Source organism: Brevundimonas goettingensis (assembly GCF_017487405.1).
Taxonomy (GTDB): domain Bacteria; phylum Pseudomonadota; class Alphaproteobacteria; order Caulobacterales; family Caulobacteraceae; genus Brevundimonas; species Brevundimonas goettingensis.
Window position 1 is genome coordinate 3,015,548 of the sequence record NZ_CP062222.1, and the last position, 25,136, is coordinate 3,040,683.

The window sequence follows — 25,136 nt, forward strand, 5'->3', positions numbered from 1 at the left end:
GTACAACCCTATTCCGCCGGGCGGGCGGCGGCGAAGACGTTCTCGATCACCCGGCGATAGACCGAGGTCAGGGCGTCGAGTTCGGTGGTGGGAACCCGTTCGTCGAACTGGTGCATGGTGACGCCCACGAGGCCGAGCTCCAGCACTGGGCAGAGGGCGCGGATGAAGCGGGCGTCTGAGGTGCCGCCGGTGGTGGAGGCCTCCGGACGGCGACCCAGTTCGGCCTCGACCGCGTCCTGAACGAGCGTGACGAAGGGGCCGACGGGGGTCAGGAAGGCCTCGCCGGAGCACATATGTTCCAGCGTGATCTGCATGCCGGTCTCGGCCTGGATCCTGCCCGCCTCGCGGTTCAGCCAGTCGATCAGTTCGTCGCCGGTGTGGCTCGGGTTGAAGCGGATGTTCAGCCGGGCCCGGGCCTCGGACGGGATGACATTGGTCGCCCCGTTGCCGATGTCGATGGTGGTGATCTCGAGGTTCGACGGCTGGAAGGCCTCATAGCCGTCGTCGAGGACGTGGGCGTCGAGGCTGCTGAGCAGCCGCACCAGCACCGGGGCCGGATTGGCCGCGCGCTGCGGATAGGCGACGTGGCCCTGTTTGCCGTGGACGGTAATCCAGGTGTTGAGCGAACCGCGGCGGCCGATCTTGATCATGTCGCCCAGCAGCCCTTGTGACGACGGCTCGCCGACGATGCAGGCGTCGATGATCTCGCCCTCGGCCATCAGGGCCTCGACGACGCGCTTGGTGCCGTGCAGGGCCGGACCTTCCTCGTCGCCGGTGATCAGGAAGGACAGGGAGCCGTGCGGTTCGCCCTTGGCCAGAACCTCGGCGACGGCCGAGACCCAGGCGGCGATCCCGCCCTTCATGTCCACCGCCCCGCGCCCGAACAGGATGCCGTCCTTGACCTCGGCCTGGAAGGGATCGGAGGACCAGCCGCTTTCGGCGCCCGTGGGCACCACATCGGTATGGCCGGCGAAACAGAGGTTGGGCGAGGCCGTGCCGCGCCGGGCGTAGAGGTTTTCGATCCGGGCGTGGACACCCGCGCCGCCCGGCCCCTCGAACGGCATGCGGCGGCAGGTGAAGCCCAGCTCGGTCAGCACCGTCTCCAGCACCTCCATGGCCCCGGCGTCGACGGGGGTCACCGAGGGCCGGCGGATCAGCAGGCGGGTCAGTTCGACAGGATCGATCACAGGAGTTGATGCGCGGCTCATGGCTCTATGCTTTACGGGTCTTGTGCGACTGCGAGAAGGGATGGCCGTGCCCAAGATAGTTAACGCCGAGGTCCCGACCATCAGCGGAACTACCTACCCCGACGAATATGCGGCCGAGTGCCTGCCGCGGCGTCGACAGCCGCTGGGCGACGCGGCCGGGCTGGACCAGTTCGGCGTCAATCTGCTGCATCTTCCAGCCGGGGCCTGGTCTTCGCAGCGCCACTGGCATTTCACCGAGGACGAATTCGTCTGGGTCGTCTCGGGCGAGGTGGTCCTGGTCGAGGGGCAGCCGAACCCCGACGGCTCGGGTGAAACCCTGGTCGAGACCGTTCTCCGCGCAGGCGAGTGCGCGGGCTTCAAGGCCGGGGTCCCCAACGGCCACAAGATCGAGAACCGGTCAGACAGCCTGGCCGTCCTGCTGGAGGTCGGGACGCGCAACCCGACCGGCGACGGCTGCGACTACCCCGACATCGACATGGTCCTGCCGCTCGGCGCGGACCGCTACCATCACCGAGACGGAACGCCCTACCCCAAGTATGACCGACGCACCTGACGCCCCCGAGCCGATCACCAAACCCGTCGCCGAGGCGGCCCTGGCCGCCCACGGGACCAATCCGTGGAGGATCCCCGACTTCCGCTATCTGTGGGTGACGCGGGTGGCGGCCGGGCTGGCGATCCAGATCCAGTCGACGACCGTTATCTGGCAGGTGCTGGATCTGGCGCGCGTGGGCGGGGCGACAGTGCGCGAGGCGGCGCTCTATGCGGGCGCGGTCGGACTGGTGCAGTTCATTCCCTTGCTGATCCTGACCCTGCCGGCCGGGGAGATGGCCGACCGGCGCGACCGCCGCCGCACCGTGGCCTTTTCGGTCGCGGGGGAGCTGACCTGCGCGGTCCTGTTCCTGATCCTCGCCCTGCTCGGCGCCGTGCCGCTCTGGGCCCTGCTGGCCGTCGCCGCCCTGTTCGGGGTCAGCCGCGCCTTCCTGGCCCCCGCCAGCCAGGCCTATCTGCCCATGGTCGTCGGCCGCGCCGCCCTGCCCCGCGCCATCGTCGCCCAGGCCCTGGCGTTTCAGGTCGGGGCCATCGCCGGCCCGGCCGCGGGCGGCCTGCTGATCGGCCGGTTCGGGATCAATGTCGCCTATGGCGTATCGGCGGCCCTGTTCGTGATCGCCCTGATCTGCATCCTTCTGGTCAAGACCAGCGGCAAGCCGGCCAATGCCCGCGAGGGCGGCGACCTGCGCGACCGGATCACGGCCGTGGGCGAGGGGCTGAGCTACATCTGGAAGACGGGTGTGGTGATCGGGGCGATTTCGCTGGATCTGGTCGTCGTCCTGCTGGCCGGGATGGCCCTGCTGATCCCGGTCTTCGCGCGCGACATCCTGCATGTCGGTTCGGAGGGCTTTGGCCTGTTCCGCGCCTCGTTCGGGGTCGGCGCCTTCCTGATGGGCCTCTATCTGGCGCGCTTCCCCATCGTGCGCCGGGGCGGGATCTGGATGTTCGGGGCGGTCGCCGTGTTCGGGGTCTGCACTCTGGTGTTCGGGGTGTCGCGGATCGCCTGGGTCTCTGGCGTGGCCCTGGCCATCGCAGGCGCAGCGGACATGATCAGCGTCAACATCCGCCAGACCCTGATCCAGCTGGCCACCCCCGACGAGATGCGCGGCCGGGTGTCCTCGGTCTCCATGCTGTTCATCGGGGCGTCGAACGAACTGGGCGACGCCTTCACCGGCCTGATGGCGCGGATCCTGGGTCCGGTCGGCGCCGCGGTGTTCGGCGGCGTCGGGGCCCTGGCCGCGACCGGCGCCTGGGCGAAGATGTTCCCGAGCCTGAGGAAGGCGGATCGGCTGGAGTAGAGAGTGATTAGTGGTTTGTGATTTGTGGTTCGCGAGCGCCGGGCCGCGCCAAACCACTAATCACTAATCACCAACCACCCGCCTTCAGCCCCAGACCTTGAAGTGCTTGCTGAGCTTCAACCCCTGCCGCTGGTAGTGGCTGCCGCCTTCGCCATAGAGGCGGGTGGGGCGTTCGGTCAGGGGTTCATAGACGAGCCGCGCGACGATCTGGCCGTGCTCCAGCAGGAAGGGCGTATCGTGGGTGCGGACCTCCAGCACCCCCTTGGAGCCCGCGCCGTGGGCCTCATCCGTGCCGAAGCCCGGGTCGAAGAAGCCGGCGTAGTGGACGCGGAACTCACCGACCGAGGGGTCGATCGGGGTCATTTCGGCGGCCTGATCGACGGGGATCTCGACCTCGTCTGAAGAGGCCAAGATGTAGAACTCGCCCGGGTCCAGCAGCAGCTCGCCGCGACGCAGGGTCAGGGGCTCCCAGTAGTCGCGCGGGTCGTGGCCGTCGATGTTCTCCAGATCGACCACGCCGGCGTGGCGACGGCCGCGGAAGCCGACGATGTCGCCGCCGCGCAGGTCGACGCCGACAGAGCGGGTCTCCAGCTTCGGCGGTTCGCCGGCCTTGAGGCGCAGCTGGTTCAGCCGGGTGCCGGGGCGGACCAGGATGGAGAAGGTCTGGGGCGCGATCTCCATATAGAGCGGCCCCTCATAGCCCTCCGCGACGTCGTCGAAGCTGGCGCCGCGATCGGTCAGCAGGCGGACGAAGACGTCGACGCGGCCGGTCGAGGATTTGGGATTGGCGCGGGCGATCAGGCCTTTTGGCAGGCTGAGCCGCTCCTGAAGTTCGGCGATATAGACGCAGCCTTTTTCCAGCACATAGCCGCCCGACAGATCGATCGGATGCATGGAGACGTCGGCGATGCGGTCGGCGACCAGACGCTGGCCCGGCAGGAAGGAGGCGCGGACGCGCCAGGCGCGGTCGGACAGGCGCAGGTCGAGACTGGCCGGCTGGACCTGATCGGCGTCGAAGGGAGTCTGCGAGGTGATGGCACCCGTGGCGATCAGCGTCTCGATGGACTGGCAGGGCAGGATGCCCGCTTTTAAAATGTCGAATGTCATTCCGACAGCCATACACGTTGCGCCTTAAAAGCGAGAGAGCCTCCCCGAAAAGCGAGGAGGGTTGAAGGGCCAGCCAGAGCGCGCGACTGTGGACCCATGCACGACACGCAGCCCTACATCGCGGAAACCGAAGGGGTCCTGGTCAAGGTCCGGCCCAGCTATCTGGCCGGCCAGTCCGATCCGGACGCGGGACGCTGGGTCTGGGCCTATCAGGTCGAGATCGTCAATCTGGGGACCTCGGCGATCCAGCTGGTGGCGCGCCACTGGGTGATCACCGACGCGCGCGGCCATGTCGAGGAGGTGCGCGGGTCGGGCGTGATCGGCGAACAGCCGGTCATCGCGCCGGGCGACAGCTATTCCTATGCCTCGGGCTGCCCGCTGACGACGCCCTCGGGTTCGATGGTCGGCGCCTATTCCATGACCGACGGCGAGGGCCGGGTGTTCGAGGCGGCGATCCCGGCGTTCAGCCTGGATATTCCGGATAAAAGGCGGACGCTGAACTAGGGTCCCTCTTTCCCAGGTTCTGGGTCCCCGCCTTCGCGGGGATGAGCGGAGAGCGGGACCGCGCTCAAGCAGCGAGCAACCGCGTTGCGAGCGTTAGCGCACCCAAAATGTCATGAAAGTGGAGACCGACACGACCCGAAGGGGAATTCGTTGTGGCTGCTGCCTTCCGGCCCTGACCAGGTTGGCGAAGCCTTCGCCCGCACCGATCTCCGAGGCCCATATCGCGAATCCCGATGGCGAGATCAAGGCCCCTCCCCTGAAGACGCGCGGAGGGCTATGTGCAGGACATGTCCCTGCCCGTCCTCAACACCTTCGCCGGCAATCCGCTCGATCGGGCGGGCGATCTCCGAAACGACCCCAGCTGGATCGAGGCGCAGGCGACGCATCCGGAGGCCCTGGCCATGGTGCTGTGGGAGGGTCAGCCCCTGCTGGAGCAAGGCCCCGAGGGGCCGCGTCTGGCCTGGCTGTCGATGGGCCATGCGCGGGATCTGGTGAAGGATCGCGAGCTGTTCCTAGGTCTCTGGAAAGAGGCGCCGGTCTTCGCCATCGAATATGAGACGCCTGACGATCCGACGACCGGGCCGGTGCGGGGTCTGGGCCAGTTCACCGGCATGCGCGACGCGGCGGCCGTCCTGCCGGGGAACGAGGCGGCCATGGCGGGCACGGCCAAGGCCCTGTTCGACTGGCGACGTCGGCACGGTTTCTGTTCCGCCTGCGGCCAGAAGAACGGCATCGCCAACGGCGGCTGGAAGCTGATCTGCTCCGCCGACGGGACCGAGCATTTCCCGCGCGTCGATCCGGTGACCATCATGCTGCCGGTCTACCGGGGCGGGGCCGAGCCCCTGTGCCTGCTGGGCCGTCAGGCGGCCTGGCCGGCGGGGCGGATGTCAGCTCTTGCCGGCTTCCTGGAGCCCGGCGAGAGCATCGAGGAGGCCTGCGCCCGCGAGATCAAGGAGGAGAGCGGCCTGACGGTGACGGCCGTCCGCTACCACTCCAGCCAGCCCTGGCCCTTCCCGTCCCAACTGATGATCGGCCTGATCGCTGAGGTGTCCGACGATCAGGCGGCGCCGGACGAAACGGAGCTGGAAGAAGTGAGATGGCTGACGCGGGCGGAGGCGGCGGATGTCATCGCGGGCGTTCATCCGACGATCAAGGCCCCGCCGCCCTTTGCGATCGCGCACACGCTAATCAAGGCGTGGGTGGAGGGGTTTGAGGTTTGAAGTTCACCTCTCCGCGCGAAGGCGCGGGGAGAGGACAGATCGACGCGCCAGCGACGATCAGGAGAGGGCGACACGGTGTTGAAAGTCCCTCACTGGAAAGATCGCGTCGCCCCCTCCTGATCGCTTCGCGATCTGTCCTCCCCATCGCCCTTCGGCGATGGGGAGGTGAGCTCAGGCCAATTTCCGCGCCGCTTCCAGATCCGCCGGGTTGTCGACCGACAGGGGCGCTTCCGCGATGACGGCGGCCCAGATCGACAGGCCCATTTCCAGGGCGCGCAGCTGTTCCAGCTTTTCGCGTTTCTCCAGCGACGACGGCGGGGCGGCGCAGAAGCGCATCAGGGCCTCGCGGCGGTAGCCGTAGACGCCGATGTGACGCCAGACGGGCACGTCGCCGTAAAGGGTCGAGCGGGTGAAATAGAGGGCCTTGCCCTGACGTTCGCCCTCGGCGAGGGCCAGGACCGCCTTCACGACATCGACGTTGGTGCGGTCGGACGCATCCGATTCGGAGGCGACCAGGGTGGCGATGTCGCAGGTCGGTTCGCCGTGCAGCAGGGCGGCGCAGGCGGTGGCCAGACCCGGATCGGCGAAGGGCATGTCGCCCTGCAGATTGATGACCGCATCATAGTCGCCGTCGGGGTCGATGGCCTCCAGCGCCGCGCGGATCCGGTCCGAGCCCGAAGGCAGGTCCGGATCGGTCAGGACGGCCTGGCCGCCGATGTCGACGATGGCGTCCACGATCTCCTGATCTCCGGCCGCCACGGCCACCGGCAGACCCGAGTTCAGGGCGCTTTCATAGGCCCGGACGATCATCGGCTTGCCGCCGATATCGGCCAGCGGCTTGTTCGGCAGACGGGTCGCCGCCATGCGAGCGGGTATCAATATGAGCGGGTTCATCGTGCAGGTGTTGCCTTGTTGCGGCGGGACGTTTCTAACTGCGTTGTGGGTCGGTTGCGATTGCGGCGCTAGCGTGTCAGAGACGCCCACGCAAGAATTCGCCTCGTCCATTCAAGCGACGGGGCCCAAAACGGGGTGCGACGACACGGATGAGCGGCGATCTGAAGTGGAACAAGATTCTCGGCGCCGGTCTGGCGACGGCATTCGTGATTATCGTGGTTCAGCAGGTGGGCGTTCACGTCTATGCGACCCACGCCCCCGAGAAGCCCGGCTATGCGGTCAACGTCCCTGACGAAGCGGCGGAGGGCGGCGACGCCCCGGCGCTGAAGCCCGACTGGGGCACGGTCCTGCCCGCCGCCGACCTGGCCGCCGGCGAGGCCGCCTTCGCCCGCTGCAAGGCCTGCCACAACAACGCCCAGGGCGGCCCTGACGCCATCGGCCCGAACCTGTACGGCGTGGTCGGCGGTCCGGTCATGCACCGCGCCGGCTTCGCCTATGACGACGCCATGGCCAAGCACAAGGCCGAGCATCCGACCTGGGGCTATGACGAGCTGGACGCCTTCATCACCGCACCGCAGAAATACGTCCCCGGCACCAAGATGTCCTTCGCCGGCCTGCGCGACACCGCGACCCGGATCAATCTGATCGCCTATCTGCGCTCCCAGGGTTCGGCCGGTTTCGCCATTCCGGCGCCGGATCCCACGCGTCAGCCGGGCGCCGCCGCCGCTCCGGCCGCAGAGGGCGCCGCCGCCCCCGCGACCACCGAAGGGGCTCCGGCCTCAGGCGCCGCGGTCCCGGCCGCCGGTCCCGCCGGCGCTGCGACCACCCAAGCCACCCCCGCGGCTCCGCCGGCCTCGACCAGCCCGGCGCCCGCGAACCACTAGGGTTCGATCGATCTGAAGTTTGAGAGGGCGGTCTTCGGGCCGCCCTTTTCGTTTGCGCGCTAGAGGCGGCGGAACACCGGCGCCGAGAAACCATCGGCGGCGTAGCGCGCCTCGGCCTCGGCCAGATCCTCAATGACCACCGCTCCGGCGTGGCCCGTGGCGTGGATCAGGCGGTCGCCGTCCAGGGCGAAGGCGGAATGACCCGTCCAGCTCTCGCCGCTGTCGGGCTTGAGCCAGAGGACGAGGTCTCCGCGTTTCAGGTCGGCGCGGTCGACGGCGTACCCGAGCTCGGCCTGTTCGTCAGTGCGGCGCGGGCCGGCGAGGCCGCAGGCATAGAGGCAGGACTGGACCAGACCAGAGCAGTCGGTGGCGCGCGATGTGCGGGCGCCCAGCTGGTGGGGGGTCCCCAGCATCCGTTCGGCGACGGCGACGGGGTCGCGCTCGAACGTGCCGGTCGGCATCAGGTCATCTGCGGCGACGCCGGACCAGGCGTGATGGATCAGGGCGTTCAGCGGCAGGCCGGCGGTGGTCGAGGCGACGCGATGGGTGGCCAGAGGCGCGCCCCGGTCGAGCGCGGCGCGGTCGATCCAGCCGACGACGCCGTCGCGGCGGGCGCGCCCCCAGAGGCGGTCGCCGTCAGCGTCGAGCACATCGAAGACCTCGCCGAAGATCAGCTGGTCTACGCGTTCGGAAGCGGGGTCGGCGGAAAGCGAAATATCGGCGACCGGCAGGCGGCCGTGCATCGGGATGACCGCGCGGTACAGCGGGGCGCGCACGCGCCCTTCCAGCCCCAGTTCGGCCAGATCGGGCCGAAGGAGCCAGCTGCGTTCCTCGATGGCGGCGGCTGCGGTCACGCAAATCCCGACGAAACCGGGTCCCTGACGACCCGAGCGCATAGTCTGGGCATGGAAGGCGAAAGCGGCGTTAACGGCGGACGATTTTTCCCCAGGCGATTTGCGCGGCTTGAAGCGTCGCCGTTCGCTTCCCAGATTGTAGGGACGCCGAAGGGGACCGATTTCCGATGCTGCTGAGCCTGATGCTGGGAGTTCTCGCGGTCCTGATCGTCTTCCCCGAAACCCCGATGGCGCGGGCCCTTTGCCGCGTTCTGGTGGCGCCCCTTGCGGCGCGGCTCAACCGGGTCCGGCCGGGCCATCTGATCTTCGCCGGCGCGCTGATCGCCCTGGCGACCGCCCTGATCCTGCTGTTCGAATGGGAGGGGGTCAGGCTCGTCGGGATGGCCGCGCCCGAGGTCGTGAGCTGGCTGGCCATGTTCGACGCCGCCGCCGTGCTGGACCTCGCCGCCGTGGCCGTCGCCATGGCCGCGACGACGCGGTTCCGGGCGGTCAGGGATCGGGTGCTGGCGATGGCGGGTCAGGCCGTGACCACGGTCCGGACGGTCCGGGCCCGGGGACGACGGCGCTCGCCGAAGGTCCGGCCGACAGCACCGCGTCCGACGCGGTCCGACGATCCGGACCCGTTTGGAGCCTACGCCTTCGGGTAGCGGCGCTTGAGCATTTCGTAGCAGGCGCGCATCGCCTGGGCCTCGCCGCCTTCGGGATGACCCGGGCGACCCCGGCTGTTCCAGGCGAAGATGTCCATGTGAGCCCAGGCGCCGGTGGTGGGCGCGAATTTCTGCAGGAAGAGGGCGGCGGTCACCGATCCGGCCTGGGCCCAGGCGGCGGAATCGTTTTTGACGTCGGCGATCTCGCTGTCGATCGAGGCCTTGTAGCCGGCCCAGAGCGGCATCCGCCACAGGGGGTCGTCGACCGCCGCCGAGGCGCTGAGCAGGTCGGCGGCCAGGGCCTCGTCGTCGGTGTAGAGGGGCGGCAGCTCGGGGCCGAGCGCCACGCGGGCCGCGCCCGTCAGGGTCGCGAAATCCAGCGTCAGATCCGGCGAATGCTCCGAAGCGCGGGTCAGGACGTCGGCGAGGATCAACCGGCCCTCGGCGTCCGTATTGCCGATCTCGATGGTCAGGCCCTTGCGGCTCGACAGGATATCGCCGGGCCGGAAGGCGTCTGCCGAGACGGCGTTCTCCACCGCCGCGACCAGAACCACCAGCCGCACGTTCAGCTCCGCCGCCATGACCAGCCGGCCGAGCGCGAGGGCATGGGCCGAGCCGCCCATGTCCTTTTTCATGTTTCGCATGCCGGCGGCGGGCTTGAGGTCGAGGCCGCCGGTGTCGAACACCACCCCCTTGCCCACGAGGGCGACCAGCGGGAGGTCGGTCCTGTCGAGATTCCAGCCGATCTCGATCACGCGCGGCTGGCGATGCGGAGCGGCGGCGCGACCGACCGCGTGGACGGCCGGATAGTTGTCTTCGAGCAGGGCCTGGCCTTCGGTGACCGTGATCGTCGCGCCCGCCGATTGGGCGATCTCGCGGGCGATGGTCTCGATCTGCAGCGGCCCCATGTCTGCGGCCGGGGTATCGACCATTTCGCGGGCCAGGGCGCAGGCCGAGGCGATGGTCAGGGTCTCGTCGAGATCGACGCCGTCAGGCGCGACCAGATGAACGGCGCCGCGCTCGGGCCGGGCCTTGTAGCGGTCGAACAGATAGGCTCCGAGCGCGAACTGGAGCGCGGCGGCGCCGGTCTCTGCCGCGGGGACGCCGTCCAGCCGATAGGTCCCGGCAGGGAGCTTCGCGGGGAGCGCTCGCAGCCCTTTGGCCTCGAAGCTCGCGCCGGCGCCGAACAGAACCTCCGACAGGGCGCCGTCGGCCCCGGCGACCAGCAGCAACTGGCCCGACTTGCCGGTGAAGGCGTTGGCGGCGGCCCAGGCGGCGACCGGCCCCTCCAGCGCCGCATCCTTGGCGACCAGCCGCACGGGAACGGCGGTTTCGGCGGAGGCGATCAGGGCGGCGGTGGAGGAGGCGGACATCGGGCAGTCTCGGAAGGCTTTGGTAAGGTGCGTCCTACATTGCGCTTTTCATCCGCCCGCGCCAGCATCGCCCCGGCTTCAATGTGCGGGAAACGGCGTCATGACCAGGGTTCGGGTGGACGGCTTCACCATCTCGCTGGACGGTTTCGGCGCCGGGCCGGGCCAGACGCTGGAGGAGCCGATGGGCGGGCGCGGCGGCCTGCTCCACGGCTGGTTGCGGGGTACGAAGACCTTCCACGACATGGTCGGCGCCGAGGGCGGTTCGACCGGTGCGGACAATGATTTCGCCATCAAGGGGTTCGAGAACGTCGGCGCCTGGATCATGGGGCGCAACATGTTCGGGCCGGTGCGCGGCGACTGGCCCGACGACGAGTGGAAGGGCTGGTGGGGCCCCAATCCGCCCTATCATGTGCCGATCTTCGTCCTGACCCACTATCCGCGCGAGCCGCTGGTGATGGAGGGCGACAACGTCTTCCACTTCGTCTCGGGCGACGTGCGCACGGTGCTCGAACAGGCCGTGGCGGCGGCGAACGGCAAGGATGTGAGGATCGGCGGCGGGGTCTCGACCGTGCGCGCCTTCCTAGAAGCCGGACTGATCGACGAGATGCATCTGGCGGTGTCGCCGGTGCTGCTGGGTTCGGGCGAGGCCCTGCTGGCGGGCCTGGACCTGGCGACGCTCGGCTATGAGGTCGCGAGCCATACGGCGACCGATGCCGCGACCCATGTGATCGTACGAAAGACCTGAGACGGACCCGCCGACCGTTAACCACTGATTGACGCGGAAAGGCGATTCTGGGGGCCGCTCATTCGTAGTGGGATCGCCCCATGTCGCGCCTCGCCCCCGCCTCCATCCTCGCCTCCGCCGTCTTTCTGACCGGCCTGATCGGCGCCCCCGCGCTGGCCGGCGACCGCACGCCCGAAGCGCAACCGGCCCCGGTCGCCACCGCGCCCCTGCCTGCCTCGGCCGAACAGCGCGCCGCGATCGAGCGGCTGGACCCCCTGACGCGGTCGGTGTTCTGGAATCGCGAGCGCGACATCAATCCGGCCGACCCGGTTGCCGGGGTAAGACTGGCCGCGTCCTTGCGCGAGCTGGGCCAGTACGAACAGGCCGCCGACGCCGCCCAGGCCGTGCTGACGGTCCAGCCCAACAATCTTGAGGCCCTGCTGGAGTTCGGCCGCGACCAGATCTCGCGCGGTCAGGGCTTCTACGGCATCGCGGCGCTGGAAAAGGCCAGGGCGCTGACGCCCGGCGACTGGCGCGCGCTGTCCCTGCTGGGCGTGGCCTATAATCAGGTGCGCCGCGCCGAGGACGCCCGCGCGGTCTGGAACGAAGGTCTGCAACTGTCGGCGGACAATCCCGAGATCCTGACCAACGCCGCCGTCGCCCTGATGACCGACGGCAATCTGCCGGGCGCCGAAGCCCTGCTGCGCCGCGCGGTGATCCAGCCGGGCGCCACGACCAGGATGCGGCTGAACCTCGCCCTGGTGCTGGGCCTGCAGGGCAAGACGCCCGAGGCCGAACAGATCATCCGCCGCGACCTGCCGCCGGAACAGGCCGATCGCAATCTGCAATGGCTGCGCGACAAGTCGGCGCCCCAGGCGACGCCGGCGTCGCTGCCTGCCGGATCGGCGACCGCCCGGACCTGGAATTCACTCCAGGGCCAATAGCGGCCGCCTTTCAGACCCTGAAGATCAGCCCCGACGCGCGTCGGCCAGCTGGACCCGGGCGCGCAGACGCGCATCGGCGGACACGGCTGTCGCCACCTCATTGAAGCGTTCGCGGCTGAGGCCGGACTCCTCTACGGCGGCGGCCATGGCGGTCTGCTGCTCGGGCGTCGGCGTCGCACCGCCGGCCGGGGCGAGCTCGCGCAGCTTGACCATGGCCGAGGCGAACTGGCTGACCTCTTCGTCGGTCACGGCGGCCGCGACGCCGCTGCTCGCCGGAGCGTCCAGCACGGCGAGACGGGCGCGCAGGACGGCATCGGACGAGACCTTGCCGCTGATGGCGTTGAACTGTTCCACGCCCAGACCCGAGGCCTCGACGGCGGCGGCCATCTCGGCCTGTTGTTCGGCGGTGGGCGTTCCGCCCTGAACTGCGGCAGTGACGGTCTTCACCTTCTGCATAGCCGTATTGAAGGCAGTCAGTTGGGCGTCGGTGACGTCACCGGCGGGCGCCGCTGCGACGGGAGCCTCCTGAGCGAAGGCGGCGGTGGCGCCGGCCAGACCGGCGGCGAGCGAGAGTGCGGAAACGGCGGCGATAAGTTGAAGACGCATGGTCACTCCTGAAGGACGCGCCCGACCGGCTGCGCCACGACTGAAGCCACGACCCTCCGGCCCCCAAACGGGCGCGAGATTACTGAGGCCGGGGAGAACGACCTTTTCGGAACCTGACATATCGCCAAGGTCGCCGAAGGGTTCCACGTTCGGGGCGGTCACATATGTTCAACCCCGCGTCAGACGGTCGTGATTGCCTCCGGCGGATGCCCGTGCTGGATGGAGCCATGTCCTCCCCCGATACCGGCCCCACCCTCCCCACACGGTCTTACGACGCCTTCCTGTTCGACATGGACGGGACCCTGCTGTCCTCCATCGCCGCCGCCGAGCGGGTCTGGACGGCCTGGGGCCGACGCCACGGGCTGGATCTGGCGACCTTCATCCCGACCATCCACGGTGTTCGCGCGCCCGACACCATTCGCAACCAGAACCTGCCCGGGATCGATCTGGAGGCCGAGGCCGCCTGGGTCACGGCCGGGGAAATCGCCGACACCGACGGGGTCGAGGAAATCCCCGGCGCCATCGCCTTCCTCGCGTCCCTGCCGCCCGACCGCTGGGCTGTGGTCACCTCGGCGACGCCCGATCTGGCCAAGGCGCGGATGGGCGCGGCCGGAATTGCCCCGCCGCCCCTCGTGATCACCGCCCACGACATCCAGCGCGGCAAGCCCGATCCGGAGGGCTTCCGTCTGGCCGCCGAACGGCTGGGCTTCGCCATCGAGGACTGTCTGGTGTTCGAGGACGCCACCGCCGGGATCACCGCCGCCGAGGCCGCGCCCGCCGACATCGTCGTCATCACCGCCGCCCACCAGCACCCGCTGGAAACGCCCCATCCGACACTGGACGGCTATGAGGGGGTGAGGTGCGTGGTGGGGGCTGACGGGCGGTTGAGCCTGACCCTTTGAATCGCGCCGCCGAACCGCCTATCTTCAAGCCATGATCGACGAGCTCTACAGCGCGCGCATCCTGTCGCTGGCGGCCAACCTGCCGCACAGCGGGCGCCTGGCTGCCCCGCAGGGGACGGCTGAGCGGGTGGCCAAGCTGTGCGGCTCCAAAGCCATCGTGGATGTGGTGCTGGACGCCGAAGGTCGCATCGCCGACTTCGCCCAGGATGTGAAGGCCTGCGCCCTCGGTCAGGCCGCCGCGGGGGTGGTGGGCGAGAGCGTCATCGGCGCGACGTCGCAAGAGATCGCTGACGCGCGAGACGCCATGCTGGCCATGCTCAAGTCAGGCGGCGAAGGCCCGCAAGGCCGCTTCGAGGGCCTGCGCGCCCTGAAACTGGTCGCCGACTATCCGGCGCGCCATGCCTCCACCATGGTCGCCATCGAGGCAACGCTGGACGCCGTCAGGCAAGCCTCCCAGCGCGACACGGCCGATACACGAACTAGCCTCGCCGGCGCCGCCTGACAGGAGGTGCCTGAACCCGCAAACCGGGGTAAGGCGTCTCAATCATGGCCCGCACCGGCATCACTCTCTACGAACGCGGCGTCCGCGCGGCCCATCGGGGCTACAAGCTGACGCTGTCTCCCTTTTTCGGGCAGTCGTGCCGGTTCCTGCCGACCTGTTCCGACTATGGCCGCGACGCGCTGATCCAGCACGGACCGGTCAAAGGGGGATGGCTCACCGTGCGACGCCTCTGTAAATGCCATCCCTTCGGCGGGTCGGGATACGACCCGGTTCCGCCGCGCGAGACCGCTCCAGCGGCGAGCGAACCAAGAAGCAAGACGACGACAGACCTATGATCGACCTGAAATTCCCCGACGGCGCCGTGCGCCAGTACCCGTCCGACGCCACGGGCCGTGACGTGGCGACCTCCATCTCGCCCTCGCTGGCCAAGAAGGCGGCCCTGGTCGAGCTGGACGGCAAGCTTCTGGACCTCGATGCCCCCATCGGCGGCTCGGGCGCGCTGAAGATCATCATGCGCGACAGCCCGGAGGCGCTCGACACCCTGCGCCACGACGCCAGCCACGTCATGGCCGAGGCGGTGCAGCAGCTGTTCCCCGGCACCCAGGTCACGATCGGCCCGGCCATCGAGGACGGCTTCTATTACGACTTCGCCCGCGACGAGCCCTTCTCGACGGACGACTTCGCGAAGATCGAAAAGCGGATGGCCGAGATCGTCGACCGCGACGAGAAGATCCGCCGCGAGGTCCTGCCGCGCGACGAGGCCATCGCCCGCTTCGAGGCCATGGGCGAGAAATACAAGGCCGAGATCATCCGCGACCTGCCCGAGGGCGAGGACATCAGCGTCTATCACCAGGGCGAGTGGCAGGACCTGTGTCGGGGTCCGCACTTCCCCTCGACCAGGTTCGTGGGCAAGGCCTTCAAACTGACCAAGCTGGCGGGCGCCTACTGGCGCGGCGACCACCGCAACCAGCAGCTCCAGCGCATCTATGCGACGGCCTGGGCGACCCAGGCCGATCTGGACGCCTATCTGCTCCGCATCGAGGAGGCCGAGAAGCGCGACCACCGCAAGCTGGGCCGCGCCATGGAGCTCTTCCACATGCAGGAAGAGGGCCGGGGCATGGTCTTCTGGCACCCCAAGGGCTGGGTGCTGTGGCGCGTGCTGGAGGCCTATATGCGCCGCCGCCTGGACAGGGCCGGCTATGTCGAGGTCAAGACGCCCCAGGTGCTCGACCGCACTTTCTGGGAGAAGTCGGGCCACTGGGAGAAGTACCGCCCCAACATGTTCGTCTGCGAGACGGTCGAGGGCGAGGAGCTCAGCCTCAAGCCGATGAACTGCCCGGGCCACGTGCAGATCTTCGACCAGGGCCAGCGGTCCTACCGCGAACTGCCGCTGCGCATGGCCGAGTTCGGCGCCTGTCACCGCTATGAGCCGTCCGGTTCGCTGCACGGCCTGATGCGGGTGCGCGGCTTCACCCAGGACGACGCCCACATCTTCTGCCGCGAGGACCAGATCGTCGAAGAGACGGCGGACTTCATCAAGCTGGCGCGCAGCGTCCACGCCGACCTCGGCATGGAGACGGCCTACATCAGCCTGGGCACGCGCCCCGAGAACCGCGCCGGCACGGACGAGTTCTGGGACAAGGCCGAAAGCCTGATGGCCGAGGCGGCCCGCGCCGCCGGGACCGAACCGGTCGTCACCGAGGGCGACGGCGCCTTCTACGCGCCCAAGCTGGACTTCATCGTCAAGGACGCCATCGGTCGCGAATGGACCTGCGGCACGATCCAGCTTGACTATGTCCTGCCCGAACGTCTGGGTGCGGAATATACGGGCGAGGACGGCCAGAAGCACCGGCCGGTCATGCTGCACCGGGCGATCCTCGGCAGCTTCGAGCGCTTCATCGGCATCATGATCGAGAACTACGCCGGGGCCTTCCCGCTGTGGCTCGCGCCGGTGCAGGCGGTGGTGGCGACCATCACCTCCGACGCCGACGGCTATGCCGAAGAGGTGGCGGCGAAATTCCGGGCGGCCGGGCTGCGCGTCGAGACCGATCTGCGCAACGAGAAGATCAACTACAAGATCCGCGAACACTCGGTCGGCAAGGTCCCCGCCATCGCCGTCGTCGGCCGCAAGGAGGCCGAGGAAGGCAAGGTCGCCATCCGCAGGCTCGGGTCGCAAGCCCAGACCATCGTCTCGGTGGAAGAGGCGATACAGCTGCTGACGGAAGAGGCGACGCCACCGGATCTGCGAGTCTAGAATACACGTTTGACTTGTGCGGATGATCGGATTTTATTCCGCTCATCCCCGCGAAGGCGGGGACCCAGGTTTTAGCCAAGGTCTCCGCCATTGGCCTTCTTCACCTATATCGTCGCCAGCAAGCGCAACGGCACGCTCTACATCGGCTCGACCGACAACCTGATCGTTCGGATATCCCAACATAGGGAAAAGGCGCGGCCAGACAGCTTCACCGCCAGATACGACGTGGACATTCTCGTCTGGTTCGAGGTCCACGAGACCCGCGCGACGGCCTTCCGACGCGAGCGTCAGCTCAAGAAATGGAACCGACTGTGGAAGCTCCGGCTCATCGAAGAGATGAACCCTGGGTGGCACGACCTGTTTGAGAGACTGCAGCCGTAGCTAAAACCTGGGTCCCCGCCTTCGCGGGGATGAGCGGATTTTAGATCGCGCTCAAGCAGCGAGCGACCGCGTCGCGAGCGGTAGCGCTCTGCGAAGGGCGCCTTCCCGCCCTTCGTCAAATATGTATCGCGTGGCCCAAGGCCCGCAGGGTCGCCTCGTGGAAGGCTTCGCCGAGCGTCGGATGCACGTGGATCACGCCGGCGACGTCTTCCAGAACCGCGCCCATTTCCAGCATCTGGGCGAAGCTGTTGGAGAGTTCGGCGACGTGCTGGCCGACGGCCTGGACGCCGAGCAGGCGGTGGTCGTCCTTCGACGCCAGAACCCGGACGAAACCGCCGTCCTCGCCGGCCTCGATGGCCAAGGCGCGGCCGATGGCGGCGAGCGGGAAGACGGCGGTGATGACGTCGTCGCGGCCCTCGACGTCGTTCGGCCCGAGGCCGGCGGAAACGATCTCGGGTTCGGTGAAGCAGACGGCGGCGATGGTGACCGGGTCGAAGACCTTGTCATGGCCCGCGATGATCTCTGCGACCACCTCGCCCTGGGCCGAGCCCTTGTGGGCCAGCATGGGTTCGCCGGTCAGGTCGCCGACGGCCCAGACGTTCTTCATATTGGTGGCGCAGCGGTTGTCGGTCTTCACGAACGGACCGTCCATGGTCACGCCCATGTTTTCGAGGCCCCACCCCTTGGTGCGGGGGCGGCGGCCGACCGTGACCAGCACCTTGTCGGCGTCCAGTTGCAGGGGTTCGCCGTCCTTGGTCGTGATCGAGAGCTTGCCGTCGCCGAAGCCGCCCGCGCGGGCGCCGAGGTGCATCTCGACGCCGTGGCTGGTCAGCCACTTCATGACCGGGTCGGTCAGGGCCTTGTCGTAGAGCGGCAGGATGCGGTCGGCCATCTCGACGATGGCCACCTCGGCGCCCAGTTTGCGATAGGCGATGCCCAGCTCCAACCCGATATAGCCGCCGCCGACGACGACCAGCTTGTTCGGCACGGTGTCCAGCGACAGGGCTTCGGTCGAGGAGATGACGTCGCCGCCGAAGGGCAGGAACGGCAGTTCGACCGGCTCGGAGCCCGTGGCGAGAATGACGTGTTCGGCGGTGATGCGGATGTCGCCGTCGTCCGTGGTGACGACGCAGGTCTTGGCGTCGGCGAAGGTCGCCCAGCCCTTGATGACCTTGACCTTCGCCTTTTTCAGCAGGGCGGCGACCCCGTTGTTCAGCTTACGGACGATCCCGTCCTTCCAGGCGACCGTCTTCGACAGATCGATGGCCGGTTCGGACGCCGTGATGCCCAGCGTGCCGTCGCCGGCGGCCTTGAGCACCGTCTCATACTTGCCCGCCGCATGGATGATGGCCTTGGACGGGATGCAGCCGACGTTCAGACAGGTGCCGCCGAGACCGTCGCCGCCGTCGACCAGCACGGCGTCCAGCCCCAGCTGGCCACAACGGATGCCGGCCACATAGCCGCCGGTGCCGGCGCCGATGATCAGGACTTTGGTTTTGATCTGCTGCATCTTTTTACCGCTCATCCCCGCGAAGGCGGGGACCCAGTCCTTAAATCAGTGGGCGCGCTCAGGATCGATAACGCGCCGTCTCCTAGAGGGTCATCGCCCAAAGCGCTGGGTCCCCGCCTTCGCGGGGATGAGCGGAATGGGGACAGGCTTCACCCCATCCACAGCGTAGTGGGATGCTCCAGCAGGCCCTTGATCCGTTGCACGAAGACGGCCGCGTCGTGGCCGTCGACGATGCGGTGATCGAAGCTGGACGACAGGTTCATCATCTTGCGGACCACCATCTGGCCGTCCTTCACCACCACCCGTTCAATGATCTTGTTGGGGCCGACGATGGCCACCTCGGGGTGGTTGATGATCGGGGTGTGGACGACGCCGCCCAGGGTCCCCAGCGAGGTGATGGTGATGGTCGAGCCGCTGAGCTCCTCACGTTTGGCCGAACCGTCCTTGGCCGCGCCGGAGACGCGGGCGATTTCGGCGGCGGTGTCGTAGGGGTCGCGCGCCTCGGCGTGGCGGACCACCGGCACCATCAGGCCGTTCGGCGTCTGGGCGGCGATGCCCAGATGCACGGCGGCGTGCTGAGTCAGGACCCCGGCCTCGTCGTCATAGGTGGCGTTGATCTGCGGCTGGTCGCGAAGGGCCACGATGATGGCGCGGGCGATGAAGGGCAGGACGTTCAGCTTCGCCTTGCCGGTCTGTTTCGCCTGGGCGTTCAGATGGGCGCGCAGCTCCTCCACCACCGTCATGTCGATTTCCTCGACATAGGTGATGTGCGGGATGCGACGCACGCTCTCGGCCATCTTCTCCGCGATCTTGCGGCGCAGGCCGATGATGCGGACCTCGGTGGTCCCTTCGGCCTGGGCATAGAGCGAGCCCGTGGCGGCGGGCGCCGCCGGGGCCTGCGAACCGCGCGCCAGGAAGGCGTCGAGGTCGCCGTGCTCGATGCGACCGGCCGGGCCGGAGCCGGGCACGAACTGCAGCTCGATGCCCAGTTCGCGGGCGCGGTTGCGCACAGCGGGCGAAGCCAGGGGGCGGACGCCCGGGATCTGGGCCGTGCGGGCGACCGGGGCGGCCTCGGCGACGACCTTGGCCGGCGCCGCAGCCTTGGCTGGAGCAGGCTTTGGCGTTTCGGCCTTGGGTGCGGGCTTTTCGATCGCCCTCGGAGCCGACGCCGGAGCGGCGGTCACATTGCCGGCACCCTCGACGTTGAAGGTCACCAGCGGGCCGCCGACCGGGACCTGACGGCCGGGTTCGCCGGTCAGGGAGGCGACGACGCCGGCGACGGGCGAGGTCAGTTCGACGGTGGCCTTGTCGGTCATGACCTCGGCCAGCAGCTGGTCTTCCTCGACCGTGTCGCCGACCTTGACGTGCCAGGCGACCAGCTCGGCCTCGGCCGTGCCTTCGCCCACGTCGGGCAGTTTGAAGACGTAGTTGCCGGCGGCGGCCGCAACGGGTTCAGCCTCCGGCGCGACTTCCGGTTCGCCGGCGGCTTCGGGCTCGGCGGCGACCGGTGCGACGATCTCGGCAACGGGCTCCGGAGCGTCCGACGCATTGCCCGCCCCCTCGACCTCGAACTCGACCAGGGGCGAGCCGACGGCGGACATGACGCCGGGCTGGCCGTGGGTGGCGGTGACGACGCCGGTGACCGGGGAGGTCAGTTCGACGGTGGCCTTGTCGGTCATGACGTCGGCGAGGACCTGGTCCTCCTCGACCCGGTCGCCGACCTTGACGTGCCAGGCGACCAGTTCGGCCTCGGCGGTGCCTTCGCCCACGTCGGGCAGTTTGAAGACATAACGGCCCATCAGCGTGCGCCTCCGGTCATGACGGCTTTCAGGGCGGTGGCGACCCGTTCCGGCCCGGGGAAATATTCCCACTCGAAGGCGTGCGGATAGGGCGTATCCCAGCCGCAGACGCGGCCGATGGGCGCCTCGAGGTGGTAGAAGCAGCGCTCCTGGACCAGGGCGGACAGCTCCGCTCCGTACCCGGACGTTTTCGGCGCCTCATGCACGATGACGCAGCGGCCGGTCTTCTTCACCGAGGCCTCGATGGTCGCGATGTCGAGCGGGACGAGGGTGCGCAGGTCGATGACCTCGGCGTCGACGCCCGCGTGCTCGGCGGCCGCCAGCGAGACCCAGACCATGGTGCCCCAGGCGAGGATGGTCACGTCCGAACCTTCGCGGACGATCTTCGCCTCGCCGATCGGCACGACGTATTTTTCGGTCGGAACCTGGGCCTCGGGTTGCGACTTCCACGGCGAGATCGGCTTCTGGTGCCAGCCGTCGAAGGGGCCGTTGTAGAGGCGTTTAGGCTCGAAAAAGATGACCGGATCGTCGTCCTCAATGGCCGCGGTCAGCAGGCCCTTGGCGTCATAGGGGTTGGACGGCACCACCACCTTCAGCCCGGCGATGTGGGTGAACAGGCTTTCCGGCGACTGGCTGTGGGTCTGGCCGCCGAAGATGCCGCCGCCATAGGGGCTGCGGACCACGATCGGGGTCGAGAACTGGCCGCCCGAGCGGTAACGCATCTTGGCCGCTTCGGAGACGATCTGGTCGTAGGCCGGATAGATGTAGTCGGCGAACTGGATCTCCACGACCGGACGCAGGCCGTAGGCGGCCATGCCGATGGCGGCGCCGACGATGCCGCTCTCATTGATCGGGGCGTCGAAGCTGCGGGTCAGGCCGTGCTTCTGCTGCAGCTGGTCGGTGACGCGGAAGACGCCGCCGAAGAAGCCCGTGTCCTCGCCGAACGACAGGACGTTGGGGTCCTCGGTCATCTTGACGGCCAGGGCCGAATTCAGCGCCTGGATCATGTTCATCGGGACCACGCCGGTCCCTTCAGAGATGGAGGCGGGGGTTTCGGTCGCATCGGCCATGTCGGGATCGATGCCGTCGTGCTGATCGGCGGGGGAATAGGCTTCGCTCATGATCAGATCCCCACTTCGCCACGCTGTTCGGTGATGCGCCAGTCCTCGGTCGCATAGACCTCCTCGAACATCTCCTTCACCGACGGGCGCGACTGGCCCAGGGTGCCGATGGCCTCGGATTCCTTGCCCGCGGCGCGAACCTGTTCGACGGCTTCCTTCAGAGCGGCCTCGTGCTGCTCGTCGTCCCATTCGCCGATCAGGGTCAGGTGCTGGCGCAGGCGCTGGATCGGGTCGCCGAGCGGCCATTGGTCATGCTCGTCGGCCGGGCGGTATTTGGACGGATCGTCCGAGGTCGAGTGCGGGGCGCCGCGGTAGGTGAACATCTCGATCAGGGTCGCACCCTGATTGGTGCGGGCCCGCTCCTCGGCCCACTGGGTCGCGGCCCAGACGGCGAGGAAGTCGTTGCCGTCGACGCGCAGGGACGGCAGGCCATAGCCGATGGCCTTGGAGGCGAAGGTCGTCTCATTGCCGCCGGCGATGCCCTGGAAGGACGAAATGGCCCACTGGTTGTTGACGACGTTGATGATCACCGGAGCGCGGTAGACGCTGGCGAAGGTCAGGGCCGAGTGGAAGTCGCTCTCGGCCGTCGAGCCGTCGCCGATCCAGGTGATGGCGATCTTGTCGTCGCCCTTGTAGGCGCTGGCCATGGCCCAGCCCACGGCCTGGGGCAGCTGGGTGCCGAGATTGCCGCTGATCGTGAAGAAGCCGAAATCCCTGGCCGAATACATGATCGGCAGCTGACGCCCTTTGATCGGGTCGGCGGCGTTGGAATAGATCTGGTTCATCATCGTCGCGAGCGGATAGCCGCGCGAGATCAGCAGGCCCTGCTGGCGATAGGTGGGGAAGCCCATGTCCTCGCGGGACAAGATCATGCCTTGGGCGACCGCGATGGCTTCCTCGCCCGTGCACTTCATATAGAAGCTGGTCTTGCCCTGACGGTGGGCGCGATGCATCCGGTCGTCGAAGGCGCGGGTCAGGATCATGGCCTTGAGGCCTCGACGCGCCGTATCCGGATCGAGGCGCGGGTTCCACGGGCCGACCGCATTGCCCTCGTCGTCCAGCACCCGGACAAGACGGAAGGCCAGGTCCGTCATCTGCACGGGCCGCGAATCGACCGGCGGCCGATCGACGGCGCCGGCGACGTCGAGCTTCAGTCCGCTGAAGTCCGGGGCGTCCCCGGGGCGGCCCGAAGGCTCCGGAACGCGCAGGGACAAGGGCTGGGTGTTCCTGGTCATTTGGTCCTGCCTGTTGGCCTGCGCCTGGTTGATCCGGCCGCATTTGCCTTTATAGCGCCTGATAGCAGACGCGGCGTATCAAGACTTACCGAATTTCGCCTTGCATATGGCGGTTCAAGGGTATTTTATTGCGTCATAACGACAAACGGAGAAACGCCTTGGCGGACGAACTCGATCCCATCGACGCGAGAATTCTGGACATCCTGCAGCAGGACGCGGGGCTGTCCGTCGCGGAGGTCGCCGATCGGGTCGGTCTGTCCGCCTCGCCGTGCTGGCGGCGCATCAAGAGACTGGAAGATTCCGGCCTGATCCGCAAGCGCGTGACCCTGCTGGACGCCAAGCTGCTGGGCCTCGACTTCGAGGTCTATGCCATCGTCAAGCTGATGCTGCCCTCGTCCGAGAATCTGCAGACCTTCGAGGCCGCCGTCAGCGACTGGCCCGAGGTGGTCCAGTGCGCCACCATCACCGGCCGCGAGGACTATGTGCTGCGGATCGTCACCTCCGACATGCACGCCTTCGACAAATTCCTGCGCGAGAAACTGCTGGCCCTGGCCATCGTCTCGGACTGCGAGAGCCATATCGTGACCCGCGGCGTGAAGAATGTGACCGCCCTTCCCCTCGGCATCATCACCCCCCACGTGCGATAAGGTAAGAGTTCAGAGGGGATACGACATGATCGAGATGGTGATCGACGCGCGGCGCAAGGATCTCGGCGGGTTCGAGGTCGGCCGCGTCCTGCCCTTCCATTCGCGCCGGATGATCGGCCCCTTCATCTTCCTGGACCAGATGGGACCGGCGGAGTTCGCGCCGGGGTCGGAATCGATCAACGTCCGTCCCCACCCCCACATCGGCCTGTCGACCCTGACCTATCTGTTCGAGGGCGAGATCATGCACCGCGACAACCTGGGCTTCACCCAGGCCATCCGTCCGGGCGAGGTCAACTGGATGACGGCCGGCAAGGGCATCGTCCACTCCGAGCGCACCGATCCGCTGAAGAAGGCGCAAGGGGGCCCCATGCACGGGATGCAGGCCTGGATCGCCCTGCCGAACGAGGCCGAGGAGATGGACCCCGGCTTCTTCCACCACGGCGAGGCCGACCTGCCCGCCTATGAGAACGGCGGCCTGTTCGCGCGTCTGGTCGCGGGCGAGGCCTATGGGGCGTCGTCGGCGGTGAAGACCTCCTCCCCCCTCTTCTACGTCCACTGGGAAATGCAGGAGGGGGTGCGCACCGCCCCGCCTCCGGGCAAGGGCGCCGGCGGCATGTCCGAACGGGCCCTCTATGTCGCCAAGGGCCAGATCGAGGTGGCGGGGCGCACCTTCCACGAAGGCCAGTTGATCGTGCTGGAGCCCCACGCCGAACCCACCGTCAAATCCCTGACTCCATCGACCGTCATGGCCTTGGGCGGCGAGCCGGTCGGCGAGCGGCTGATCTGGTGGAATTTCGTCGCCTCCTCGCAGGAGCGGATCGACCAGGCCAAGGCCGACTGGAAGGCCGGCCGCATGGCCCTGCCGACCGAGGACGATCTGGAGTTCATCCCCCTGCCCGACGTCCCCGCGACGCCCGAACCGGCGCCCGCCGAGGTGACGCCCAAGCCGACGGATCCGGTCTAGGCCTCACTCCGCCGCGGCGACGCGTCTCTGCTCCGCGCTACGGCGCCGGCGTTCGGTCGTCATCCGGTCGGCGATCTCGGACGCCTGAATCGAGGCGTTCATCGGATCGCGCGAGGCGGAATACAGGGCGAACAGATAGTCCTCGTCCGTCAGGGTCAGACCCGTCACGCCCGGACGCTCGAACAGGTTCAGCACAGTGTCGAACCCGTCCGTCTCGACACGCGGGTCCGCCGGGGCGAGGGCGACGAAGGCGACATAGTCGCTGACCGCATTGAAGGGCACGCCCTCCAGCTTCTTCATGTCCAGGATGATGGTCACCCCGACCAGATCGTCGCGAACATTGCCGCGCAGACGCGAGCCGTTCCGCACCGTGACCGAACGGCTCATCATATCGGGCTCCATCGCGCCAAGAGGAATGGCCACCTGACCTGAATCCGACATCAGCGGCAAGCTGACCTGCCACCAGCGCACCGGGGCGTCCGACGTGCGGAACGCCTCCAGAGCGGCGTCGCCGAGGCTCACCGCGCGCCGGGCGGGTCGGAAGCTGATCGGCGAGGCGACCATCAGTTCGTCGGCCAGAGCATCGGGATCATCCGAAGCGAAGATGGAGATGTCCGGGCGGCAGTCCGGCGAGGGGTCGGGAGACAGGCCGATCGCCTTGGCCACCGCCCCGACCCTGTCCCTCAGAAAGGTCGCGTGTTCGGCGTCCATGAAGGCGACATGGACGCAGATGCGGTCGTCCCAGCGCGGGCTGAGCCGGCCCATTGGTCCTGAGCCGACCTCTCGCGCATAGGTCCCCATCGCCCGCCGGGTCGCCGCGACCACGTCGATGTCGCCAACCCGGTCGCCGTCCGGGTCGGACGAGGCCGCGGCAGGGACCGGCGCCGTCTGGGCCCGCGCGGTCTGGGCCAGCGCACCGCCCGCTGGACCGAGAGCCAGGGCCGTCAGGGCCGAAAACAATCCTAACTTCATTCATCGGCTCCCGCGTGCAACCCAGACGATAACACAG

At 68.2% G+C, this 25,136-nt stretch carries 26 protein-coding genes and 1 other RNA gene; 15 read left to right on the plus strand and 12 right to left on the minus strand.

Annotation, left to right across the window (positions count from 1 at the left end):
* Window positions 1-8: 8 nt before the first annotated feature.
* A complete protein-coding gene (dapE, locus tag IFJ75_RS14755; RefSeq protein ID WP_207868970.1) occupies window positions 9-1,208 on the minus strand; it encodes a succinyl-diaminopimelate desuccinylase in 1,200 nt (399 codons plus the stop codon).
* 46 nt (window positions 1,209-1,254) lie between these two features.
* Here dapE and IFJ75_RS14760 point away from each other — a divergent pair, with 46 nt between their 5' ends.
* Both IFJ75_RS14760 and IFJ75_RS14765 read left to right on the plus strand, forming a co-directional pair.
* Window positions 1,255-1,761 carry a cupin domain-containing protein gene (locus IFJ75_RS14760; RefSeq protein WP_318781010.1) on the plus strand — a complete coding sequence of 169 codons (507 nt, stop codon included), beginning with the start codon at window positions 1,255-1,257 and terminating at the stop codon, window positions 1,759-1,761.
* Window positions 1,745-3,055, plus strand: a complete 1,311-nt coding sequence (locus IFJ75_RS14765; RefSeq protein WP_207868974.1) for an MFS transporter — start codon at window positions 1,745-1,747, stop codon at window positions 3,053-3,055. The genes IFJ75_RS14760 and IFJ75_RS14765 overlap by 17 nt, the downstream gene beginning before the upstream one ends.
* Before the next feature lie 84 nt (window positions 3,056-3,139).
* On the opposite strand, the gene IFJ75_RS14770 is transcribed toward IFJ75_RS14765, so the two are convergent.
* Window positions 3,140-4,162, minus strand: a complete 1,023-nt coding sequence (locus IFJ75_RS14770; protein WP_207868975.1) for a 2'-deoxycytidine 5'-triphosphate deaminase — start codon at window positions 4,160-4,162, stop codon at window positions 3,140-3,142.
* A 96-nt stretch (window positions 4,163-4,258) separates the two neighbouring features.
* On the opposite strand from IFJ75_RS14770, the gene apaG reads away from it, so the two are divergent.
* Window positions 4,259-4,666, plus strand: a complete 408-nt coding sequence (gene apaG, locus IFJ75_RS14775; RefSeq protein WP_207868977.1) for a Co2+/Mg2+ efflux protein ApaG — start codon at window positions 4,259-4,261, stop codon at window positions 4,664-4,666.
* Window positions 4,667-4,782: 116 nt separating this feature from the next.
* Here the strand turns inward: apaG and ffs are convergent.
* Window positions 4,783-4,878: signal recognition particle sRNA small type (gene ffs, locus IFJ75_RS14780), an RNA gene on the minus strand.
* A 75-nt stretch (window positions 4,879-4,953) separates the two neighbouring features.
* Here ffs and nudC point away from each other — a divergent pair.
* The gene (gene nudC, locus IFJ75_RS14785) at window positions 4,954-5,886 is read left to right on the plus strand and encodes an NAD(+) diphosphatase (RefSeq protein ID WP_207868979.1); all 933 of its coding nucleotides are present in this window, start codon (window positions 4,954-4,956) and stop codon (window positions 5,884-5,886) included.
* A 171-nt stretch (window positions 5,887-6,057) separates the two neighbouring features.
* On the opposite strand, the gene IFJ75_RS14790 is transcribed toward nudC, so the two are convergent.
* On the minus strand, window positions 6,058-6,780 hold the full coding sequence (locus tag IFJ75_RS14790; protein WP_207868981.1) for a 3-deoxy-manno-octulosonate cytidylyltransferase: 723 nt from the start codon (window positions 6,778-6,780) through the stop codon (window positions 6,058-6,060).
* Window positions 6,781-6,929: 149 nt separating this feature from the next.
* On the opposite strand from IFJ75_RS14790, the gene IFJ75_RS14795 reads away from it, so the two are divergent.
* On the plus strand, window positions 6,930-7,664 hold the full coding sequence (locus IFJ75_RS14795) for a c-type cytochrome (RefSeq protein ID WP_207868983.1): 735 nt from the start codon (window positions 6,930-6,932) through the stop codon (window positions 7,662-7,664).
* 59 nt (window positions 7,665-7,723) lie between these two features.
* Here IFJ75_RS14795 and IFJ75_RS14800 read toward each other — a convergent pair whose 3' ends face one another.
* Window positions 7,724-8,518 carry a C40 family peptidase gene (locus IFJ75_RS14800; RefSeq protein ID WP_225896842.1) on the minus strand — a complete coding sequence of 265 codons (795 nt, stop codon included), beginning with the start codon at window positions 8,516-8,518 and terminating at the stop codon, window positions 7,724-7,726.
* A 167-nt stretch (window positions 8,519-8,685) separates the two neighbouring features.
* Here IFJ75_RS14800 and IFJ75_RS14805 point away from each other — a divergent pair, with 167 nt between their 5' ends.
* On the plus strand, window positions 8,686-9,165 hold the full coding sequence (locus IFJ75_RS14805) for a hypothetical protein (protein WP_207868987.1): 480 nt from the start codon (window positions 8,686-8,688) through the stop codon (window positions 9,163-9,165).
* On the opposite strand, the gene IFJ75_RS14810 is transcribed toward IFJ75_RS14805, so the two are convergent.
* Window positions 9,150-10,538 (minus strand): leucyl aminopeptidase family protein, encoded by a 1,389-nt coding sequence (locus tag IFJ75_RS14810; RefSeq protein ID WP_207868988.1) that lies wholly within the window; start codon window positions 10,536-10,538, stop codon window positions 9,150-9,152. The genes IFJ75_RS14805 and IFJ75_RS14810 overlap by 16 nt on opposite strands.
* 100 nt (window positions 10,539-10,638) lie before the next feature.
* Between IFJ75_RS14810 and IFJ75_RS14815 the strand changes: the two genes are divergently transcribed.
* Both IFJ75_RS14815 and IFJ75_RS14820 read left to right on the plus strand, forming a co-directional pair.
* Window positions 10,639-11,283 (plus strand): dihydrofolate reductase family protein, encoded by a 645-nt coding sequence (locus IFJ75_RS14815; RefSeq protein WP_207868990.1) that lies wholly within the window; start codon window positions 10,639-10,641, stop codon window positions 11,281-11,283.
* An 80-nt stretch (window positions 11,284-11,363) separates the two neighbouring features.
* Window positions 11,364-12,206: a tetratricopeptide repeat protein gene (locus IFJ75_RS14820; RefSeq protein WP_207868992.1), complete on the plus strand. Its 843-nt coding sequence runs from the start codon at window positions 11,364-11,366 to the stop codon at window positions 12,204-12,206.
* A gap of 24 nt (window positions 12,207-12,230) precedes the next feature.
* Here IFJ75_RS14820 and IFJ75_RS14825 read toward each other — a convergent pair whose 3' ends face one another.
* A complete protein-coding gene (locus IFJ75_RS14825; RefSeq protein ID WP_207868994.1) occupies window positions 12,231-12,812 on the minus strand; it encodes a DUF4168 domain-containing protein in 582 nt (193 codons plus the stop codon).
* A 227-nt stretch (window positions 12,813-13,039) separates the two neighbouring features.
* Between IFJ75_RS14825 and IFJ75_RS14830 the strand changes: the two genes are divergently transcribed.
* The 5 genes from IFJ75_RS14830 to IFJ75_RS14850 all read left to right on the plus strand — a co-directional run bounded on the left by IFJ75_RS14830 (window position 13,040) and on the right by IFJ75_RS14850 (window position 16,851).
* Window positions 13,040-13,714: an HAD-IA family hydrolase gene (locus IFJ75_RS14830; RefSeq protein ID WP_207868996.1), complete on the plus strand. Its 675-nt coding sequence runs from the start codon at window positions 13,040-13,042 to the stop codon at window positions 13,712-13,714.
* A 31-nt stretch (window positions 13,715-13,745) separates the two neighbouring features.
* Window positions 13,746-14,216 (plus strand): iron-sulfur cluster assembly scaffold protein, encoded by a 471-nt coding sequence (locus IFJ75_RS14835; RefSeq protein ID WP_207868997.1) that lies wholly within the window; start codon window positions 13,746-13,748, stop codon window positions 14,214-14,216.
* Window positions 14,217-14,275: 59 nt separating this feature from the next.
* The gene (gene yidD / locus IFJ75_RS14840) at window positions 14,276-14,551 is read left to right on the plus strand and encodes a membrane protein insertion efficiency factor YidD (RefSeq protein ID WP_207932629.1); all 276 of its coding nucleotides are present in this window, start codon (window positions 14,276-14,278) and stop codon (window positions 14,549-14,551) included.
* Window positions 14,548-16,470: a threonine--tRNA ligase gene (gene thrS / locus IFJ75_RS14845; RefSeq protein ID WP_207868999.1), complete on the plus strand. Its 1,923-nt coding sequence runs from the start codon at window positions 14,548-14,550 to the stop codon at window positions 16,468-16,470. Before yidD ends, thrS begins: the two co-directional genes overlap by 4 nt.
* 90 nt (window positions 16,471-16,560) lie before the next feature.
* Window positions 16,561-16,851 (plus strand): GIY-YIG nuclease family protein, encoded by a 291-nt coding sequence (locus tag IFJ75_RS14850; protein WP_207869000.1) that lies wholly within the window; start codon window positions 16,561-16,563, stop codon window positions 16,849-16,851.
* 115 nt (window positions 16,852-16,966) lie between these two features.
* Here IFJ75_RS14850 and lpdA read toward each other — a convergent pair whose 3' ends face one another.
* From lpdA to IFJ75_RS14870, 4 genes are all read right to left on the minus strand, one after another.
* Window positions 16,967-18,361: a dihydrolipoyl dehydrogenase gene (gene lpdA / locus IFJ75_RS14855; RefSeq protein WP_207869002.1), complete on the minus strand. Its 1,395-nt coding sequence runs from the start codon at window positions 18,359-18,361 to the stop codon at window positions 16,967-16,969.
* A 149-nt stretch (window positions 18,362-18,510) separates the two neighbouring features.
* Window positions 18,511-20,160: a 2-oxo acid dehydrogenase subunit E2 gene (locus IFJ75_RS14860; protein WP_207869003.1), complete on the minus strand. Its 1,650-nt coding sequence runs from the start codon at window positions 20,158-20,160 to the stop codon at window positions 18,511-18,513.
* Window positions 20,160-21,281, minus strand: a complete 1,122-nt coding sequence (locus IFJ75_RS14865; protein ID WP_207869004.1) for an alpha-ketoacid dehydrogenase subunit beta — start codon at window positions 21,279-21,281, stop codon at window positions 20,160-20,162. Before IFJ75_RS14865 ends, IFJ75_RS14860 begins: the two co-directional genes overlap by 1 nt.
* A gap of 2 nt (window positions 21,282-21,283) precedes the next feature.
* Entirely contained in the window at window positions 21,284-22,516 is a 1,233-nt protein-coding gene (locus tag IFJ75_RS14870; RefSeq protein WP_207869006.1) for a 3-methyl-2-oxobutanoate dehydrogenase (2-methylpropanoyl-transferring) subunit alpha, read from the minus strand.
* 158 nt (window positions 22,517-22,674) lie between these two features.
* Between IFJ75_RS14870 and IFJ75_RS14875 the strand changes: the two genes are divergently transcribed.
* Together IFJ75_RS14875 and IFJ75_RS14880 are read left to right on the plus strand one after the other, a co-directional pair.
* Window positions 22,675-23,163: an Lrp/AsnC family transcriptional regulator gene (locus IFJ75_RS14875; RefSeq protein WP_207869007.1), complete on the plus strand. Its 489-nt coding sequence runs from the start codon at window positions 22,675-22,677 to the stop codon at window positions 23,161-23,163.
* A gap of 25 nt (window positions 23,164-23,188) precedes the next feature.
* The gene (locus tag IFJ75_RS14880) at window positions 23,189-24,127 is read left to right on the plus strand and encodes a pirin family protein (RefSeq protein ID WP_207869009.1); all 939 of its coding nucleotides are present in this window, start codon (window positions 23,189-23,191) and stop codon (window positions 24,125-24,127) included.
* Between the two features lie 3 nt (window positions 24,128-24,130).
* Here IFJ75_RS14880 and IFJ75_RS14885 read toward each other — a convergent pair whose 3' ends face one another.
* The gene (locus IFJ75_RS14885) at window positions 24,131-25,099 is read right to left on the minus strand and encodes a hypothetical protein (protein ID WP_207869010.1); all 969 of its coding nucleotides are present in this window, start codon (window positions 25,097-25,099) and stop codon (window positions 24,131-24,133) included.
* Between the last annotated feature and the right edge of the window lie 37 nt (window positions 25,100-25,136).